This is a genomic window from Coleofasciculus sp. E1-EBD-02, from assembly GCF_040218245.1.
Taxonomy (GTDB): Bacteria; Cyanobacteriota; Cyanobacteriia; order Cyanobacteriales; family Coleofasciculaceae; genus Coleofasciculus.
The window spans coordinates 38,408-58,673 of record NZ_JAVJQN010000201.1 but is presented as its reverse complement, the minus strand read 5'-3'; the positions used below and the strand labels follow the sequence as shown (position 1 = coordinate 58,673).

Sequence of the window (20,266 nt, the reverse complement as noted above, 5' to 3'; positions counted from 1 at the left end):
AGTACAACTCAAGATATATGGTTTTTTCATGGGCAAGCAAAAAATTGAAGTTTTATTTGTCTACTGCCAACATCGTCAAGATGAAGACCTACAACAAGCTTTAAAAGAACATATTCACGAATTGAAATGGCTAGATGTAGATAGTCAATGGTATAAATACCAAGATGACCCCGAAGAAAACTGGAATAACGAAATTTATGAACACCTAAGTACAGCAAATTTAATTGTTCCCCTTATCAGTTCAGCCTTCTTGAATAATGATGATTTAATTAATCTAATCGAAATTGCTAAAAAACGTTGCGAAGAAGAAGATATTTCACTGATTCCCGTTCTTCTCCGACAAAATACTGGTTGGCAGAGGGTACTGAGAGATTTCACCCCTTTACCAAGTAATGGGAAAGCTGTGAATGATAAGAGTTGGACAAACCAAGATGAGGCTTTTATAGAAATTGCTGAAGGTCTTGTAGAAAAAGTCGAAGAATTGATAGACTATCAGAAAAAGCTACAGGAATATGAGGAACTGTTGTATACAGCAATTCAGCAGGAAGAAGTTCTGAGTGATTCTACTTATGGACAGCTAAATAATTTTAAGCAGAAGTGGGGGCTTAAGGACAAAGATACATCACTAATCGAGGAAACAGTCTATCGAATAAAAAAAGAACAAGAGTACCAGCAAAAATCCTGGGAATGGAATTATCCTTTCTATGGTTCAAATCAGCAAGATTATTCAAAATTCATAGGTGTCACAGTAGCAATTTTCTTAGTTTTATTTTTTTTAGGGGGTTCTTTACATAATAGTCAAATTAGAAACTCATCCGACGATATTTCTTCATCAACATCTAATAAAACTGAAAATGGATTAGTAAAAAGCAATTCTGAAGGTTGGATTTTTATAGGTCGTCTTAATAATCCCACTAATTCAAATTTTGGAGATGCTCTAAGCAGTAGTTCAACCAGTATTAATCCAGCTATTATTCCATCTTTAGGTTCAGTCGTAACTGTTACAAAGCCAGTTAATTTGAGAAATAATAGACCCCAAACACCTGACTTTGAGCCTGCTAAACAAAAATCATTGGGCATAATCAAAGATGGAGAAAAAGTAGTTGTTTTAGATGCCGTCGTAATTCGTCCTAAAAAATTTGCAGTTTGGGCAAAAGTTCGGACGTGCGATGGTGAGTGTACCCCCTAAAGGCGGGTTTTGCTCGCAAGTTGTTAGCATAGCACAAAACGAATTGTTCACACCTGCCCATAGGATACTATCAAATTAGAGTTCAGCATCTCAAGGTTTATCCTATTGGGTTATCAAACTGAATGCAGAGAATGAACAGTTGTCTTACACCATTCTCAGTATGCCCAAATACTCGCGTCTCTAGATATTGCCATTAGCACAAATTTCTAGTAATAGGGAGGGGGCTATATCTAAAACCCCTTTCTTTACTCGACAGACTTGTCCAATGTATAATAAGGGCTAAATTTTTGGAGAAAATAAGGAAAACATTATGAACGAGGAAAATAAATCGATTCACGAATTCGATTTTAAATTAATCTGCGAATATTTTTCAAGCCTAGAACGACAAGGACCTGGGAGTCCCGAAGTAACGATTAAAGCTTTGAGCTTTATTGATAATCTGACGAATGAATCACAAATTGCTGATATTGGTTGTGGAACTGGTGGTCAGACAATGGCAATGGCTAGTTGTACGTCAGGGTATATTACAGGCATCGACTTATTTCCCACCTTTATAGATATATTCAATGTTAACGCCCATAAACTGAATCTTCAGGATAGAGTCAATGGTATTGTTGGTTCAATGGAGAATCTTCCTTTTCAGAATGAAGAATTAGACTTAATCTGGTCAGAAGGAGCAATCTACAACATCGGGTTTGAACGAGGCATAAACGAATGGCATAAGTTCTTGAAGACAGGAGGCTTTATTGGCGTTTCAGAGGCATCGTGGTTTACTGAAGAGCGACCTGATGAAATCAACGCATTTTGGAAAGATGCTTATCCGGAAATAGATACTATTTCAAACAAGGTGGCACAAATGCAAAAAGCCGGATATATTCCAATTGCCAATTTTGTCCTGCCCGAAAGTTGTTGGACTGAACATTTTTATACTCCGCAAGTTTCTGTACAAAAAAACTTCTTGAAAAAATATGCAGGTAATAAAACTGCCGAAGAGTTCATAGAAAACCAAAGACATGAAGCTGAATTATATTACAAATACAAAAAATTTTACGGCTATGCTTTCTATATCGGCAAAAAGATTTAAATTTAACGATTGAATGTTGGTTCTATCGACATGGGATTCGTTTTGAAGAGGACACATCATTTATGTAGAGACGTTGCATGCAACGTCTCTACAATGGTGCTAAGATTTATCCATCATCCCTACATACAGCCAGACCAAACCTACGCGATCGCACCCTCAAAATAAATTCTAAATGGTTCAGCGAGAATGCCTAATATTTGATTTAACTGAGTGATAAAATATTCAGTCAAATCAATTTTTACTATCTGATTTTCTAGCATAATAAACTTCCAATTCGTACCCGTTGAAACTGCACCATATACCACTGGCTGTTCTAGCCCATTACGGGCATTAAATATTTGAGCAGCAACCATTTGAGTGACACATTGTCCTAACCCAATGCGTATATCATTATCTTTCGCTTTAACCAATGTTAAAACAGGAGCAGTAACTAGGGATTGATTCTTTGATGCACTTAAGAGAAAATCACAAGCACCCGTTAACCCTTTTGATTCGTCAACATTAAACGTATTACCCGAAAAATAACCAATTTTATTATTAAATCTACGTCTCAATTCCAATAATATCGGAGTAATAATTAATTCAGACCGAGCTTTTTCTGTACTGATACTTACCGCCAAATCTAACGTTTCATCCAGCGTCTCCTTAAGCCGTTGTGAAGCTTCAATGGGTGCAATGTGACTAAATAAATGAGAAATATCCTCGACTGTTAATTCGAGGATAGCAACGGCTTGGTCAATGGTTTTGAAATCACTGTATGACATATTTCCAAAGCCAGCAGAACTGACAATGCTACTATAATCATTTTGCCACATTCTATTCGGTCAGTGATAAAAAGATTGCGATTGAGCGAAGCTCAGCACCAAAGGCGATCGCGCTTACGTTGCTGCTCTTTTTATCGTAATGTTCCCCTCCCTCCAGTAATCCTCAGATTGGCTTTAGATCCAAGCTGCGCCACAAGTACCATGAGGCAATACTGCAATACGGCTTCCACCTTTGTCCGAAGCGTTTTGCCGTTTTGCGGTCAGGAAGTGCCTCAAGATTATACAAGTTACGAATACCTGTACGTATACCCAAGTCATCCACAGGCAAAACATCCCATCGCTTGAGACGGAAAATCAGCAGCATCTGCACTGTCCAAGATCCAATCCCTTTAACCTGCGTTAAAATCTTGATAATCGACTCATCATCCATAACTTCCAACGCTTCCAGGGTGGGCAATCCATCTATTGAATGACGTGCCAAGTCTTTAAGATAAGCAATTTTCGGGCGTGAAATCCCCACACCTCGGAGAACTTCATCAGGCGTATTCAATACATCCTGTGCAGTAGGAAACGGCGTGTCCGGGTAAACTTGGAGAAACCGACTGTGGATAACATGCGCCACTTTGGTAGACAGTTGTTGGTGCAGAATTGACCGGGATAAGCAAAAGAACAAATCTCCCTCCAACTCGTGCTGATTTAGCTGACATGCACCAATTCGGTCAATCAGTTGTCCCAGAATGGGATCACAATCCTGGAGAAAGTCAATAGCGATCGCGTAATTCATGAACTCTGTTGTTAGAACATCGATTCGGTAGCTACTGTAGGGGCGGGTTTAGAGACCTTGTAGGGGCGGGTTTAGAGACCTTGTAGGGGCGGGTTTAGAGACCTTGTAGGGGCGGGTTTAGGGACATTGTAGGAGCGGGTTTAGGGACTCTGTAGGAGCGAGTTTAGGGACTATGTAGGAGCGAGTTTAGGGACTATGTAGGGGCGGGTTTAGGGACTATGTAGGGGCGGGTTTAGGGACTATGTAGGGGCGGGTTTAGGGACTATGTAGGGGCGGGTTTAGGGACTAAAATCAGCTATTCACCGATAAATGAACAACAAAACCCGCCCTTCCTCACCGATAACGGAACAACAAAACCCGCCCTTCCTCACCGATAAATGAACAACAAAACCCGCCCTGATTCCCCAGTCACCGAAATAACCCTAATTAGAGCAGGACGTTGTGTTGCACAAACAATCCCAAATGATATAACTCCAGTAATCAGCCAATTATACTTTCTACCCATGAGAAAAATCGTTGTCGGCGTAATGGGACCCGGTAAAGGGGCTACCGCCACAGACTTAGAACGAGCTTATGAATTGGGGCAACGTATCGCCCAGCAGGGATGGGTACTGCTGACGGGTGGCAGAAATGCTGGAGTAATGGATGCAGCAAGTCAAGGGGCAAAAGCCGCAGGTGGCTTAACCGTAGGTATTTTACCCAGTAGTGATACTCAGAATATGTCCGATGCTGTGGATATTGCGATCGCGACGGATATGGGGAGTGGGCGCAATAATATTAACGTTCTCTCCAGTGATGTGGTGATTGCTTGTGGTATTGGTGCAGGAACAGCCTCTGAAATCGCTCTCGCCCTTAAGGGTGGTAAACCTGTGGTATTATTATCCGACCATCACAAAAGTCAAAAGTTTTTTACCAGCCTGTCGCCGGAGACGGTTTTTGTGGCAGTAACCCCAGCCGATGCGATTGACGTTGTGCAGGCGATTGTCCAGAAAAGCCATTAACTGTGCGGAACTGGCGCTAAAGCGCAACTACAAACCAAGCGCAACTACAAATCGGCGTCTAACCCGTTTCGCCACGGCTGGATACCACAAACTCAATCATAGACGTAAGGCGATGGCTACCCCTCACAGAAACAATCATATTGTTAATGGTTATTACAACAGGCGTTAATCCCTTGATATAGTAATACTTAACCTAAGGAATACATCTAAAGTCTCGGTTCGTTTTAAGCTAGAACACAGTATTTGAGAGGATAGAACACAATATGGCCTACGCACTTCCTGATTTACCTTACGCTTACAACGCGCTGGAGCCTTACATCTCAGCTAAAACACTAGAGTTTCATCACGACAAGCACCACGCGAAGTACGTCACTAAATTCAACGACATGTCGCAAGCCGCTGGTATGGGTGACAAGTCCATCGAGGAAGTCATTAAGGCTAGCTACAATGATTCGTCCAAGTCAGGGCTTTTCAATAATGCCGCCCAAGCTTGGAACCATACCTTCTTCTGGAACTCCATGAAGTCTGGTGGTGGCGGTGCGCCCAGTGGTGCAGTCGCTGACAAAATCAAGTCTGATTTAGGCGGCTACGATAAGTTCAAGGAAGAATTCAAGAATGCGGCTACAAGCCAATTTGGTAGTGGCTGGGCATGGCTAGTCCTCGATAATGGCACGCTCAAGGTAGTTAACACCGCCAATGCTGTCAACCCCATTGCTTTGGGAATGACACCGTTGTTAACCTGTGATGTATGGGAACACGCCTACTATCTAGATTATCAAAACAAGCGTCCTGATTTTGTGGAAGCGTTTCTCAGCAATCTGATTAACTGGGACTTTGTGAATCAGCAAATGGCTGCGGCTTGAAGATAATCCAGTGAAGTTGTCACGTCAGTAACAGTGACTAGCCCCGCCTGATCTGGATATCAGACGGGGCTTTTGGTAGTTTGGGTTCTTGATGTGCGATCGCGCCTATACAGAAAAAAATGAACAGTAAAGACTTAGCCCAATACATTGAAGCGACAGACGGCATTGCCAAGCCTTGGCTGTTAGTGCAATTGCGTTTACGGAAACTCCAAGAGCGTAAAGCAACCATGACACCAGATGCCTATACTCGTGAGCTAGCTGAGATTCATCAGAATTTGATGAATCTGGGTGAGTGGTGGCATGGTATTGAAGCGGAGGTGTTTGGCTAATCCTATTCAGATAAGCTCTAATTTCCTATGCCTGTACTTCCCCGGCTTCCAGACGTAGCATGCTACGTCTCTACATTGCTTCCCCTGCTCTCCTTCTCCCAAAGCACATCTGTGGCTAATTGCAATCAGGTGATCCGTCTCACAGGGGTTACTTGAAAGTATCACGGTGAGCCAAAAAACGTCATCACAGCCTTTTCCAGTATTTTTATTACATTAGAAGTATCGAGTTTGAGAATTTTTCGCTATACCTGTCCTAGGCGTGAAAATCACCGCTGTTGAGCCAAGATGGATAAATGGCAAAGGATAGGATTACTCAACTCTCAGACAGATTTATCATTATAGTCAACTACTAACTCATAAACTTCGATTGTCCTAACAAGTCCCCTTGAGGTAACCCTCCATGTTTGACACAACCCAAATACTCATCGACAACTTTGTGGATCGGATTCGGGAAGGCTACAGCCGAACTTACGGCGGCTGGAAGTCTGACTATGCTGACATTATCGGCTGGGCGGGCGCCATGGCATTAGAAAATATTGCCAATAGTGACGCTCTCTACCACAATGTTGAACACACCATTTTAGTCACCTTAGTCGGACAGGAAATTCTGCGCGGTAAACATATCCGTGAAGGAGGCATTTCCTGTGAAGACTGGATGCATGCGATTATTTCCCTACTCTGCCATGATATTGGTTACGTTAAAGGAGTCTGCCGACAAGACCGCTTGAGTGAAAACCGCTATGCCACAGGCGTTGATGGGGAAAGGATCAGTTTACCACCAGGGGCGACAGATGCCAGCCTCACCCCCTATCACGTTGATCGCGGTAAGCTGTTTATTGAAGAACGGTTTGGTGGCAATTTACTGATTGACGCTGAAGAAATTAAGCGGAATATTGAACTCACTCGTTTTCCTGTGCCAAGTGATCAAGATCACCTAGACACGAGCAATTGTCCGGGTTTAGTAAGATCTGCCGATTTAATTGGTCAACTCAGTGATCCGCGCTACTTGAAAAAAATTAGTGCCTTATACTACGAGTTTGAAGAAACGGGTGTAAATAAAGCCTTAGGCTATAGTCATCCAGGAGACTTGCGCCAGAACTATTCCAAGTTTTACTGGAGTGGGGTGTATCCCTACATTAAGGACTCATTGCGCTACTTAGAGTTGACGCTAGAAGGGAAGCAAATTGTGGCAAACCTTTATGCCAATGTGTTTGTGGTCGAACATGAACACCCATCCCTCCATGCAACCATTAGCGCAGCATAAAAGATGTAAAAGATTGTAGGGGCACGACATGTCGTGTCCCTACAAATGGTTCAACGGGAAAGCCTGGGTAAGTCTTGATATCCGAGTGTCTCGGTTACATAAAACCAACGATAGGGTTTCAGGTTTTGACAGCAAGCCCTAATTCGCGATCGCTGTTCAAGTCGCATTCAAGTCCTTTTGTTATAGTTGTGGATACTATAATAAATCTATCTCAAGTTAGATGCATGAACAGCGTTCTGGCTTCCACAACGGCTTTATCTCCTATGGACGAGCCGATAGTAAACCCTTTGCCCTTAAGCTCTACCAGCACCTGACTGAATATGGCTTAAAAATTTGGTTTGACTTTGAAAATATTCCTCTGGGGGTAGATTTCCAAAACCAAATTGATGACGGGATTGAGAAAGCGGATAACTTCCTGTTCATCATTGCGCCCCATTCCATCAACTCCCCCTACTGCCGTAAAGAAATCGAACTGGCAATCAAGTACCACAAGCGGATTATTCCGTTGCTGCATGTCGAACAGATTAGTCGCGACACCTGGCAACAGCGGTATCCCCAAGGAACGGATGCTGATTGGGATGCTTACCAAGCAAAGGGACTGCATTCGAGCTTTCCCAATATGCATCCGACAATTGGCAAAATTAATTGGGTGTATTGTCGTGAGGGAATTGACGACTTTGAGCAGTCGTTCTCCGGACTACTAGAACTGTTGGCAAGGCACAAGGATTACGTACATCAGCACACGTATTTCTTGGATAAATCACTAGCCTGGGAACGGCAGCACAAGGGATCACAACATTTGCTCATTGGCAAGGAACGACAGCAAGCCGAAGCATGGCTTAAGGTGCGCTTTAAAGACGAGCAGCCCCCCTGCACTCCAACTGATTTACACTGTGAGTTTATCAGCGAAAGTATCAAAAATGCCTATAACCTGATGAGTCAGGTGTTCCTCTCCTATGCCTACGAAAATGAGGCAGTGATGCGGCAGATTCGCACCAGTCTGTGGCGTGCAGGATTTACGGTTTGGACGAATACCGCTGATATTCAAACAGGAGAAACCTTTGAGGCAGCGATTAAGCAGGGTGTAGCCCAAGCAGATAACTTAGTCTATTTGCTCTCACCTGACTCCCTGAACTCTACCTACTGTCAGCAAGAATTAAACTATGCTTTAGCGCTGAATAAACGGATTATCCCTGTGCTAGTGAGTCCTGTTGAGCCGGAGCAAATCCCGCCAGAATTGCGCTCGTTACATTATATTGATCTGACTGATAATCTACAGGAAGAAGATTATCGGCTTGATGAAAGTCAACTGATCAAAATACTGGATCAGGAGGCAGTGTACTACTACGAGCATAAGATTTTCTTAGCTAAGGCGCTCAAGTGGCAGCAGCAGAACCGCAACTCCAGTATTTTGCTGCGGGATTATAATCTGCGTCATGCTCAAGCTTGGTTGCAGGTGGCGAAAAAGAGGACTCAACATCAGCCAACAGCGTGGCACGAAGAATTTATCACTGAAAGTCTGCGACAGCCACCCGAAGTGTCCCATGATGTGTTTATTTCCTATTCTGATGCTGACTCAGACTTCGTGCGTAAGCTGAATGATGCGTTACAGATGCAGGGTAAAACGACGTGGTTTGACCAGGAAAGTATTTCTACCCAAGCGGACTTGCCCCAGGATAGAGCTTCAGGAAATGACAGCATTGCTTTGCAGCTAGTTATTGATCAGGGTATTGAACGGGCTAAGGGTATTGAACGAGCTAATACAATTGTCGCGGTGATTTCTCTTCCTTTTGTTAACGATGCTGATGTGGCTAAGGAGTTAGCTTATGCCCAGACGCTGAATAAACGAACGGTTGCCATCTTGCATCAAGAAACAGCCACAGCCGAACTTCCCTTGGCTTTAGAGAACGCCCACTGGATTGATTTCCGTCAGCACGGCGGTGAATTTCTACCCAATTTTGGCGAATTAATCCGGACGCTAGATAGTGATCCGGACTATACACGCACTCACACTCGGTTGCTGGTGAAGGCGATGGAGTGGGCACAAAAGGGGCGGGATGATAGCTTTTTACTGCGGGGAAAAGATTTAGTCGCCTCTGAGCAATGGTTGCAGGAATCAGCCGACAAGCAACCGAAGCCCACGGCGCTGCAACTCGATTACCTGAAATTTAGCCGAGAACTGCCCTATCGCAAAATTAAGCGGCGTTCGGTGGTGTTGACGAGTGCTGTCGTTTCGGTGCTGATGGTTGTGGCTCGGTTTTTGGGGGGGATGGAGTCGGCTGAACTGAGAGTCTATGATCAGTTAATGCGGTTACGTCCCAGTGAAGCCCAAGATGAGCGTTTTTTAATCGTTGAGGTGGATGCTGCCAGTAGTGAGGCACTCCGGCAAGACATAATTAAGGAGCGTTATCAGCCCGGAATTGGCACAGTTCCAGACAAAGCTCTCGATGAAGTGTTAGCTCGGTTATCGGCACATCAACCCCGACTGATTGGCTTAGATTTTTACCGAGATTTTCAGGCACAGCCAGAGTTAGCGGAGCGTTTTCGGCAAACGCAGAACCTGATTGCGCTTTGTAAAGCGAGTTATGACGATGAACAGGGTAACCCGAGACAGGGTAATCCTCCGCCCAGGGAGATTCCGATGGAGCGTATTGGATTTAATGATGTCTCTGAAGATGATGAGCTAATGGTGCGCCGTCACTTGCTATTGAAGGAACCCGACCGGTTTTGCAATACGGAAGTGGCATTGAACTTAGTTCTGGCTCGTAAGTATCTGGACGCAGAAGGGATTTCTTATACCTCTCCACTAAATGGTGAAGGGTACTATGTGCGAGATATGCAGTTGGGCGAGACGGCAATTCCGCAACTGCGGGGAATTGGCAGTCCTTATCAAGAAAGGGATAATAAACTACGGGGCTATCAAACCTTACTCAACTACCGCGCCCACAAAGGTGACCCTAACCAGTTTGCGCCAACGGTTAGCCTAGAGGATGTTCTCAATGGCAAGGTATCTGCCGCAGATATTCAAGACCGGATTGTGATTATTGGTTACACGGATCTGGCGGATAAAAGTGCTGACCTTTGGAATACTCCTTACGGTAATATGCCGGGAGTGATGGTGCAAGCTCAGATGGCTAGCCAAATTATTAGTGCAGTATTAGATGAGCGTCCCTTAATTTGGTGGTTCCCGCTTTGGGGCGAAACCTTGTGGATTTTTGGCTGGTCTACGGTTGGGGGTTTGGTTATCTGGTTTTGTTCTCGCTCGTTGGGGCGAGGGGCTGCTGGTGCTGTCGGTACACTGGTCGGTTTGTATGGTGCATGCTACCTCATCCTTGTCAGCCAGAGTGGTTGGGTGCCGTTGGTACCTCCAGCGATCGCCATCGTGGTGACTGGAGGCGGTGTGGGTTATCTGACCTATCGACGGCGACAAGCTTAGACATCAATGTAGAGTTAGGAGTTAATGGAGATGAGCTGGTTATCACGCGATCGCAAATCTGTCCTGATTTTGATCCTCAGTACGGTGCTTTCCCTGTCTGTGCAACCCTTCGACAGTCCCCCAGCCCAGGCGCAGTCGGTGGGAGAGCGGATTGTGAATTTGTTTCGCCGGGAGCGCAAACAAGGAAGTCCCTCGGGGCGAGCGCGGGGTACAGCGGTTCGGGATGAATTCTGTTTCTCTGGGACTAGCCAGCCATTAACTGCTCTAGTCTCGACGGAAAATCTGGAGACGACGGTTGCTGAGTATCCCACGTTTTGGTTTTACTTGCCTTGGCGTCGTTCGGAGACTCAAGCCAGATTTGTGCTATTTGATCAAAATCAACGCCTTGTTCTCGACCAAACGATGGCGTTACCGGATGCGCCGGGGATTGTTAGCGTGAAATTGCCGGAGACTAAACCGCCTTTAGAAGTGGGCAAACAGTACAAGTGGTATTTCCAAGTCCTGTGCGATGAGCAGGAACGCTCAAGAAACCCATGGGTTAGTGGTTGGGTGGAACGGGTGGAAGCGAGTTCTGAGTTGGTTCGGCAACTAGAAACTTTACCCGAATCCGAGCAATATAGGGCGTATTTAGAGCATGATATTTCTCAGGACGCGCTGACGCAGCTAGCTTTGTATCGCTCTGTCCATGCAGAGGCTTGGATGAGTCTGTTGGACTATTTTAAGCTAGAAGAGGTTGCTGATGCGGCTGTTACTCAACTTAATCCTCTATATTAGATTAAAACTATACTAGCCCAACCCAGTCATGGCGATTTCAGCCGTTCACGATGTCCTAACCTTAGTGGCAATCACTATAATGTGAACTGCTCAGGCTTACTTCGTAGAAGCCTGAGCTTCTGATCTCACAGGGGATTGCGTCAGCTTAGACTTACGCCCAAGCTTCGGTCTCACATCCCCTCCATCAGCAGCAGTCCCAGTCCCTGAGACCGATAGAATTCTGATGCCTTCCGCTCTGATATTTGCTGAAGCGTTACCGTCTCTATCGTGGTGAGTGCCACAGCTAGGACAAGTCCATGACCTAACTTCTAAGGGCATCTCGTCTACCTGATAATGGCAGTTTGAGCAGAGTTTAGAGCTGGGAAACCATCGGTCAATTTCTACCAGTACCTTGCCCTCTTTTTCGAGCTTGTACGATAGAAAATTGACAAACATACCCCAGCCAACATCAGAAATTGCTTTGGCTAGTTTATGGTTCCGAACCATGCCCTTAGTATTCAAGCTTTCGACTACGATGACTTGGTTTTCGTCAACAAGCTTTCTGGATAGCTTATGCAGGTAGTCTTGACGAACATTGCTAACACGCTCGTGAACCCTAGCTACCAGTTTCCTGGCTTTATCTCTTGATTTGCTTCCCTTCTCCTTTCTGTCTAATTTTCGTTGCTTCCGCTTAAGGTTGCGCTCATGTTTGGCTAGGTGCTTAGGATTGGCAAACTTAGAGGTCTTGACCCCATCGTTAACAATGGCGAAATCTTTTAACCCTAAATCAATCCCAGCTACTTTGCCATCGGTGTTAGTCGGCGGGTTATCTCCTTCTAGATCGGTCAAGACGGATGCAAAATACTTTCCCGATGGCGTCATGCTCACCGTTACCGTCTTGATTGTTCCTTTAATTGGTCGGTGTATTTTAGCTTTAACCACGCCAACACGACCCGGAAACTTGAGGCAACTATCTATAATCTTGACCGATTGGGGATATTGGATTGATTGCTTATTTCTTTTAGCCTTGAACCTTGGGTATCTAGCTCTACCATCAAAGAAATTTTTATAGGCAGTGACCAGATTTAGTGTGGTAGCTTGCAAAACTTGGGAATAACATTCAGATAGCCATTCAGTATCCTCCTGTTTTTTGAGTTTAGGTAAAAAGGCATTCAATGCAGAACGAGTCAAGCCTTTGCCCGTCGCCTTGTAAGTTTCAATGCACAGATTGAGTGCATGATTCCACCACCAACGAGCGCAACCAAAGTGTTGAGCTAATATCACTTGTTGTTCAGTTGTCGGATATAGCCTGACTTTGACGGCTTGATGTCGCATTACTTCCACCTCCTCTTACCAATATATATTATTTAAGGTAAGATTATCCAGAAGATTGGAAATTTATGATAGGAAATTTCGTTCCTCAATTTCCCGCTGTCCATCCTCACCCTGCTAACGCTGAGGGTGAGGACTTTCGCGATTACGTTAAACTACAGAGCGATTGCAGTCAAACAGGATAATGATCTAGTTTGGTTTTGGATCGGAACACACGCGGAATATGACAAGCTATTAGGCTCAAAATAGCGATCACCGAACCTAAGGCTCATCACTCAAAACCAACTTCCGACTAAGACATAGGCAGCCCAGAAGAGGGGCGCTTGGTAGTCGGCGTTTTGTAACATCGCCTGTTGCGCTAGTTGTAGGGCTTCGGCGCGAGACACTCCCGGTTGTCCTAAGTGTTGGTAGAAGGCTTCTGTAAAGGTAACACTGGATTGATCATCCAAACTCCAGAGAGACGCGATCGCACTGCGGGTTCCTGCCTGAATCGCGGCTCCGGCAATTCCCAATACGGCTCGATTGCTGCCTGTGGCGGTGCGGCAGGCACTGAGCAGGAGGAGTTCAATCCCTTGGGTTGTGGTGGACTGTTGGCGGCGAAATAATTGGCTAAATTGTTCTAAGGGGATCTTCCCGTCAGCCGCCAGAATAAAGGTGTCTTCTGGCTTTTCTCCAAATTGACCGTGAGTGGCTAGGTGTACGATATCGAAAGTCGAGCGCTCTAGGCGTTGTTCTAATGCGGTTTTGGTGAAATCTTCGTCTCGGATGAAGGTAACGGGAATGCCTGCGGCTTTGATTTTGTCTAACTCGTCATTGGCTTTGTCTAACTTGGCGAAGTTACCCTCCTTTGGCGGTGGTTCAGTTAGACTGGCGGCGAGTACATCCATCCGGTTTCGCTCTAGCCGATGAGAATCCCGTACTTCTAGCCCCATTAATAGGGCAGTAGCATAGGTTTGAACCAGATAGGTTTCCCCGTCGTAAAGCGCTGCCATGGGAATATTTCGCAGGGGTTCATCTAGGACAAAAATTAGGGTTTTGATCCCCTGGCTTTCCAGGTAGGGGCGTGCTGGTTTGATTAACCAGTTGTAGAGGGTTTGCCCATCCTTTTTGATAGCTGGGTTGGTGAAGGGATCTTGGAGATTGCTGCGGAATCGTTTTACAGTGGTTTCCACCTTTTCCCAGGATAAGTCAGGGGAGCGATAATGAACCAGATTGTCTTTGCCCGGTAACTTGAGGATGACTTCGATGCGGTCTTTGAGTACAATCGGGTAGATAATGGCAGCCGTTGGGTCTTTTTCATCGACTACTTGGTCAACTTGTACCGTTGAATCCAAACAGGCGGATTGAAAGAAGTTTTCTAGTTCTGCTACCTGGAGTGCCTCGATCACCTCACGGGCTTGTTCCAGGTTCTCTTTGATGTCTCTTTGATGGGTTCGCTGTTGAGGGGATAGGAGCAAGTCTACGAGTTCCCGATAGACGGGTTCAACTTCGTCTCGGAACGTAAATTTGATATCGGGGTTGGCGGCAACTAAGTCTCCTCGCAGGAGTTTTAGGGTTTTATAGGCGCTGGTGTAGGCTTTGGTGGCGACTTGGGGTTTATTCTGGGCTTTTAAGAGTCGTCCCAGTTGCCACTGCCATTGATAGGCGACTTCTGGGGGAATTTTGGCTTGTGCCAAGGCTTGTCGGGTGAGGCGTTCGGCGTCCTGCCATTGTTGGGCTGTTTCGTAGAGGTGTCCTAGGTAGCCGAGGGCATAGGATTCGGCTACGGTGTCTTTGAGGTGTTGCGCCTGCTGTTGGGCGTGGGCGAGAATCTGGGCGATTTCTGGGGCAGATAGGGTGGGGTTCAGTTGAGTTTGATGGTGGGTGAGGGTTTGGGCAAAGTGGATTTGGGCATAGATGGCGGGGCGGGTGGTGGGTAGGTGCTGGGCGAGTTCCTGGAGTTGAGGGATTAAGGTAGTGGCGGGTTGCCTTTGGTTTGTTACCAGGAGTAGGTCGAGTTGATTGACGGATGCTTCAAATTGTGCATTGGGGGAAATCGCGCTGGCAGCGGCTTTTTGATAGTAGTCGATGGCTCGCTCATTCTGCCCTTGGGAACGAGCGGTGTTGCCTAAGCCGAGTAAGGCGGCGCTGATGTCAGCGGGGGAGTTGAGGGTGCGGGCGATATCTAGACTTTTCTGGAGTGTTTCCTGGGCTTCGGGGCTACCGAGGGAGCGGAGTAGGTTACCTAAATTGGCGTAAGCGGCGGCTTTGAGGGGATTGTCGGGTTGGGTTTGTAAGGTGGTTTCGAGTTGCTCTAGGGTGTTGCGGGCGCGACGGTATAGCCCTAAGGCTCGCAGGGCGAGGGCTTGGTTAATTTGGCTGCGAATGATGCCGGGTTCGTCGGGGATTTGGCTATAGAGTTGGGTGGCGTGCTGCCAGGTTTTCAGGGCGGCTTCGGCTTGTCCTTGAGCCAGTTGCAGAGTGCCTTGGGTGTTGAGGGTTTGTGCCTGCACCCGGAGACGTTCTGGGGTGTTGGGGGGGATGGTGTCTAGGAGGGCGAAGCTTTGAGCCATGGCGTGATTGGCTTGGTTCCATTGTGCCAATTCCTGATGGGCGAGTGCCAGGTTACTCAATGTCATTGCCTGGTTGAGGGGTTCTCCTTGAGTCTGGTAGGCAGCAGCAGCTTGTTGCCAAGCGTCTAGGGCGGCGGCAAATTGTCCGGCTTGATAGTGGGTTTTGCCTTGTTGGAAGAGGGAGAGGGGAGTTTGACTCCCCTTTCCTTGTAGGAGAGGGGCTGGGGGAGAGGTTACATGAGTCGTATTTGATGTCAGGTTGTCTGTCTGGGGGACAATGGCGGTAGCGGGAGTCCAGTCTAGGTAGAGTTTCAGCAGGGTGAGGCTGAGACCAATGCCAACGTAGCACAGGAGTTTGTGCAGTTTTGGGCGGCGGGTTGGTTGGGATTTGGACATTAGCGCCCTCCCTGACAGGATACTTGAGGTTGCCATGCTCCCTGGGAATTGGCGGTTGGTACATTGGCGACAAGGGTAATGTTACCCTGTTCGTCAATAATCCAGCCTTGGGCTTCTACGATGGATTTGGGGGAAGCAGGGGGAGTTGGGGTTGGGGTTGGCTGGGTGGTGGTGCTGTTGATGGGTGTACCTAAGTCGGCTAGCGGTTGTTCTGGGGTGAGAATATCGGTGGGGCTAGGGGGGAGTCCGTCGCGTCCAGTTACAGTAAATTCATTATTTCCGCTTCCGGTTGGGGAGCAGGTTTGGTCGAGTTGGGGGGCGGCGGTGTCGGTGGGGAGTTCGATTAGTCCTTGGCTGGGGTCAATCACCAGGGAATTGATGGTGATTTGACCTGGGGCACCAAACTCAGAACTGGCATCAATATCATTCGTGCGGTTGCCGTCTATAGCTTTCCGTTCTTCGATGCCGTAGATACCCAGGGGGGCAGTGATGGTGATGTTGCCGCCAGTACCCCCTGCGGCTTTAGCAATGATATCGCTACCGTTGCTGTTGGATGGTAGGGCAAAGAGGAAGCCACGGTTGGTGGTTAGGTTAATGGTGACGTTACCGCCATCGGCATCGCCAAAGGCTTCGGCAGAGATGAGGCTTTCATTCTCTAGGCGCAACCAATCTGTGAGATTCAGGGTGATGTTGGCGCCTTGTCCATTGCCTCTGGTTTCTGCCGTGATTTTTCCATTGTTTAGGAAGAGAGTCTCGGCGTTAATCGTGACATCGCCAGCGTTACCTCCATCCCCAGTTGCCTGTGCTGATATGCTGCTGTTGTTGAGGGTAACTGAAGCAGCAGGATTTTCCTCGTCGTTGATGGTGACACTACCAGCTTGACCCGTCTGAGTGGAGGCAGAAATGCTGCTGTTATTACTAAGGTTTAGACTATTTAAGTTTCGCAGGGTTATATTGGCTGGGTTGCCAGTGCCTCCAGCATCAGTTTCGGCGGTGATTTCACCATTATTTAGAGTAACGGTGCTAGCCGTGATATCGACATCACCGGCTGTGCCAGAACCATTTTTACTACTAGCGGCAACTTGCGCTTCTTGCTCGATAGATAACTGTTGAGTATTAATCGTGACACCGCCTGCGTTACCATCATCAGTAGCTTCTGTAAGAATACCACCTCGCCCTTTATTTTCCCCCTCGGTTAAAGTACCATTAATTTCTACTGACTCGGAAGCATTTACAATTACATCTCCTGCTCTACCTGTACCGCTAGTTGTTGCATTAAGTTGGGAATTAGTGAGCGAAAGAGAGCCAGTCTTGATCTCAATATCTCCACCTTGAGCTGAGTCAACAGTGAAAGTAGAAAGGCTGCTGTTGTTTTCAATCGAAGTGTTGTCAGTGGCTCTTAACAGGATATTTCCTGCCTTCTTAGCGCCATTAATAACTGCATTTGTAGTTGTTAGTTTACTGTTATCAATCGCGATCGCTTGAGGACGAATACCTGTATCGTTATAATCTTGACTGGAACTAAACCCAACAAAAATGCGCCCAAAATATCCATCTGCCGAGATTGTACTATTGTCTATCGAGAGTTCATCGCTGGCATTGATAAATATATCACCAGCAAAGGCAGAACCCGTATTTTGGGAACTCACTGTCGCCTGATCTAGGTAAATAGACCCTTGCGTAGCCTCAATTTTGACCTCACCAAATCCAGAGCCATTGTTCTGGCTATCACTAGTAACTTGGCTATTCTGAATTGAGATCTGATTTGTAGCACTTAAGGTAATCTCGCCGGGGACAGACTCAGTACTGTTGCTGTCAGCTTTCACCATAGCATCATTACGCATCTCGATGGTTCCGGCTTCCACTGTAATAGTGCCAGCAGCATCCTTGGCATCGCCTGAGTTCACAGCACTAGAAATTGTACTGTTATCTAGAAGTACCTGATCTCCCTTAATCTGAATATTGCCTGCTTGTCCTTTACTGCTGGTATTACTGCTAATTTGACTAGAATTATTGAACGTGACTAAATTAGGGCTATCGATTATGACATTCCCAGCGGAACCGCTGCCTTGGGTGTCACCATTAATCCGACTATGGTTGAATGTGAGATTTCCTGTACTGGTAACAGTGACATTCCCCGAAGAGCCTTTCTTATCAACTTGGAATTCAATTGATGGATTTTTATCATCTGGCGGTGACCTAAAATCACGCCCAGTAGTAATGTTTGTATGGGTAAGGGATAAATCTCCAAAGCCACTTACCTTAACCTTGCCACCGTCTGCACTAGAAGAAATGGTGTTTATCTCTAGATTGCTTACATTGTCTTGAGCTTTTATAGTAACGTCCCCACCATTCTTCGCGGATTTTAATTCTTGTCCAGAGACAGAAAAGGAATCAATAAATAAACGGTCACCTCCTAGAATATCCCCCTCTTTTGCACTGAGATTAATTGAACCTCCACCTCCACTATCCCCTTTTTCTGAGTACGAAAATGACCCAAATGAGTTTATTTTAACAATTTGAATGTTGCCATTAGTAGCAGAGAGGGTGATGTTTCCTCCATTCCCACTATTGCCTGACTTTGAGTATGAGTACGATAACAAAAAATTATCAATAGTAATGTCATTAGTAGCAGAGAGGGTGATGTTTCCCCCATTCCCACTATTGCCTGACTGTGAGGATGAGTCTGAGAAAAAAGTGCCTGTAGTAGTAATCTTGCCATTGGTAGTAGAGAGGGTGATGGCTCCCCCATTCCCACTATTGCCTGACAAGGAGGATGAGTACGATAACAAAAAATCCCCAATAGTAATGTCATTAGTAGCAGAGAGGGTGATGTTTCCCCCATTCCCACTATTGCCTGACTGTGAGGATGAGTCTGAGAAAAAAGTGCCTGTAGTGGTAATGTTGCCATTGGTAGTAGATAGAGTAATATCTCCCCCATTCCCACTATTGCCTGAGTTTGAGGATGAGTACGAGTACACAGTGCCTGTAGTGGTAATGTTGCCATTGGTAGTAGATAGAGTAATATCTCCCCCATTCCCACTATTGCCTGACGACGAGTATGAGTTCAAATTGCCTGTAGTGATCTCCCCACGAGCATCAATTGTTATGGAACCACCATCCCCGCTAAAACTGCTCGTCGAAATATCGCCAACTTTAATATCCCCTGCTACCAATGCAGGATTAGGCTGATACTGATTAGTTAAAAAGACTGTTCCTCCATTATTATTAGTAACATTGCCTCCAATCGTGATATCCGCGCTTGTCCCAGTTCCGTTAATACCTGGAGGATTATTAACGTTAACATTGTCAGGATTTCCAGGAGTACCAAACGCAGTTGTTCCCGCCCGAATATCCAGCGTTGGTTTCGTCTTACCATCAATTTCTACTACTGTTGTCCCATCAGAGAGAGTAACCGTCTCCTGAATTCCATTAGTATCGTCCACATCATTAATCGTGATACCACCCGTAACCGTGACGCTGCCACCCGCGAAAATATGTAAGGAAGCCCCCGTATAACTATCAAAACTGACATCCCCACTCGCCCGAATCACCGGATCATTAGGACTTGACAAACTCCCCAAACTACTATCCAACTGCTCAATCCGAAAACTTCCCCCACTCCAGTAATGAGCATCGCCACCTACAGGATTAGCGGAACGCAGCACCATATCCCCACCGGAAAACAACCCACTATCGGGATGATTCAACGCAAAAATATCAACCGCCTGATTCCCCTGCACCACCAATTCACCACCCGCCTCAGCAATGAACGGATTACTCACACTATCTCGAATCTCTACCGTATCCGTTGCCAACAGGGTTAAATCCCTCCCCGCTTCTAGCTGACCCGACAACGTGAGACGATTCCCGACTAAAGTAAAATCTTGCCCTACCCTTAAATTTCCCTGATTAATAATCTCGGCTTGAGGCTGACTCGCCCCATACTGCAACCCCGGAGTAACATTAATCGTCAACAACGGCGGCGCTTCGGGATTCGTCGCACTAAAACTACTCCCATCCGAAAAATTAAACCCATTCCCCGTCGAAGCCACAAAGGAACCCGCCACATCCAGCCGCGCATTCGGTCCAAACACAATCCCATTGGGATTCACTAAAAATAAATTCGCATTTCCCAATACCCCCAACGTCCCGAAAATAGTTGAACCATTCCCCCCCGTTACCCGACTCAGGATATTCTCAATCCCCCCAGGATTGGCAAAATAAACCTGTTGTCCGTCTAATACATTAAACTCAGTAAAGCTGTGGAACAAATTGACCCCTCGCGCTGCTCCACCCTCAATCCGATCAATATCTACACCTTCGATAAAGCGAGACCCTTCACTCCCCAAGGTAGCATCCGGGATAATCTGAGCCGACACTGGGTTGAAAAAGATACCAACGCCCAGCTTAATCACTAACCCACTAACCAAACACAACCGCATACTCATCATATTTACGTTCATCAGAGCCATAAACTTACTTATTAGTAAACAATCAACCTATCTGTTCTGTAGTG

The 20,266-nt window shown here is 46.2% G+C and carries 13 protein-coding genes; 8 read left to right on the top strand and 5 right to left on the bottom strand.

Features of this window, described 5'->3' with window-relative positions; all coding sequences use genetic code 11:
• Positions 1-28 precede the first annotated feature (28 nt).
• Positions 29-1,189 carry a hypothetical protein gene (locus RIC07_RS31365; protein ID WP_446397936.1) on the top strand — a complete coding sequence of 387 codons (1,161 nt, stop codon included), beginning with the start codon at positions 29-31 and terminating at the stop codon, positions 1,187-1,189.
• 310 nt (positions 1,190-1,499) lie between these two features.
• Positions 1,500-2,273, top strand: coding sequence for a class I SAM-dependent methyltransferase (locus RIC07_RS31360; RefSeq protein WP_446397935.1), 774 nt, complete (start codon positions 1,500-1,502; stop codon positions 2,271-2,273).
• 140 nt (positions 2,274-2,413) lie between these two features.
• Here the strand turns inward: RIC07_RS31360 and RIC07_RS31355 are convergent, their stop codons facing one another.
• Together RIC07_RS31355 and RIC07_RS31350 are read right to left on the bottom strand one after the other, a co-directional pair.
• Positions 2,414-3,037, bottom strand: coding sequence for a hypothetical protein (locus tag RIC07_RS31355; protein ID WP_446398024.1), 624 nt, complete (start codon positions 3,035-3,037; stop codon positions 2,414-2,416).
• Between the two features lie 163 nt (positions 3,038-3,200).
• Positions 3,201-3,821 (bottom strand): DNA-3-methyladenine glycosylase family protein, encoded by a 621-nt coding sequence (locus RIC07_RS31350; protein ID WP_446397934.1) that lies wholly within the window; start codon positions 3,819-3,821, stop codon positions 3,201-3,203.
• Positions 3,822-4,324: 503 nt separating this feature from the next.
• On the opposite strand from RIC07_RS31350, the gene RIC07_RS31345 reads away from it, so the two are divergent.
• The 6 genes from RIC07_RS31345 (at position 4,325) to RIC07_RS31320 (ending at position 11,488) form a co-directional block, all read left to right on the top strand.
• Complete coding sequence (locus RIC07_RS31345) at positions 4,325-4,822, top strand: TIGR00725 family protein (protein ID WP_446398023.1); 498 nt, start codon at positions 4,325-4,327, stop codon at positions 4,820-4,822.
• Between the two features lie 263 nt (positions 4,823-5,085).
• The gene (locus RIC07_RS31340) at positions 5,086-5,685 is read left to right on the top strand and encodes a superoxide dismutase (protein ID WP_446397933.1); all 600 of its coding nucleotides are present in this window, start codon (positions 5,086-5,088) and stop codon (positions 5,683-5,685) included.
• 119 nt (positions 5,686-5,804) lie between these two features.
• Positions 5,805-6,014, top strand: coding sequence for a hypothetical protein (locus RIC07_RS31335; protein ID WP_446397932.1), 210 nt, complete (start codon positions 5,805-5,807; stop codon positions 6,012-6,014).
• 400 nt (positions 6,015-6,414) lie between these two features.
• Positions 6,415-7,278, top strand: coding sequence for an Npun_R2479 family HD domain-containing metalloprotein (locus tag RIC07_RS31330; RefSeq protein WP_446379116.1), 864 nt, complete (start codon positions 6,415-6,417; stop codon positions 7,276-7,278).
• 220 nt (positions 7,279-7,498) lie between these two features.
• The gene (locus RIC07_RS31325) at positions 7,499-10,714 is read left to right on the top strand and encodes a TIR domain-containing protein (RefSeq protein ID WP_446397931.1); all 3,216 of its coding nucleotides are present in this window, start codon (positions 7,499-7,501) and stop codon (positions 10,712-10,714) included.
• Positions 10,715-10,744: 30 nt separating this feature from the next.
• Positions 10,745-11,488: a DUF928 domain-containing protein gene (locus RIC07_RS31320; RefSeq protein ID WP_446397930.1), complete on the top strand. Its 744-nt coding sequence runs from the start codon at positions 10,745-10,747 to the stop codon at positions 11,486-11,488.
• Between the two features lie 96 nt (positions 11,489-11,584).
• Here the strand turns inward: RIC07_RS31320 and RIC07_RS31315 are convergent, their stop codons facing one another.
• From RIC07_RS31315 to RIC07_RS31305, 3 genes are all read right to left on the bottom strand, one after another.
• Positions 11,585-12,802, bottom strand: a complete 1,218-nt coding sequence (locus RIC07_RS31315) for an RNA-guided endonuclease InsQ/TnpB family protein (RefSeq protein WP_446397929.1) — start codon at positions 12,800-12,802, stop codon at positions 11,585-11,587.
• Positions 12,803-13,074: 272 nt separating this feature from the next.
• Positions 13,075-15,747, bottom strand: a complete 2,673-nt coding sequence (locus RIC07_RS31310) for a CHAT domain-containing protein (RefSeq protein ID WP_446397928.1) — start codon at positions 15,745-15,747, stop codon at positions 13,075-13,077.
• A complete protein-coding gene (locus RIC07_RS31305) occupies positions 15,747-20,222 on the bottom strand; it encodes a two-partner secretion domain-containing protein (protein ID WP_446397927.1) in 4,476 nt (1,491 codons plus the stop codon). The genes RIC07_RS31310 and RIC07_RS31305 overlap by 1 nt, the downstream gene beginning before the upstream one ends.
• Between the last annotated feature and the right edge of the window lie 44 nt (positions 20,223-20,266).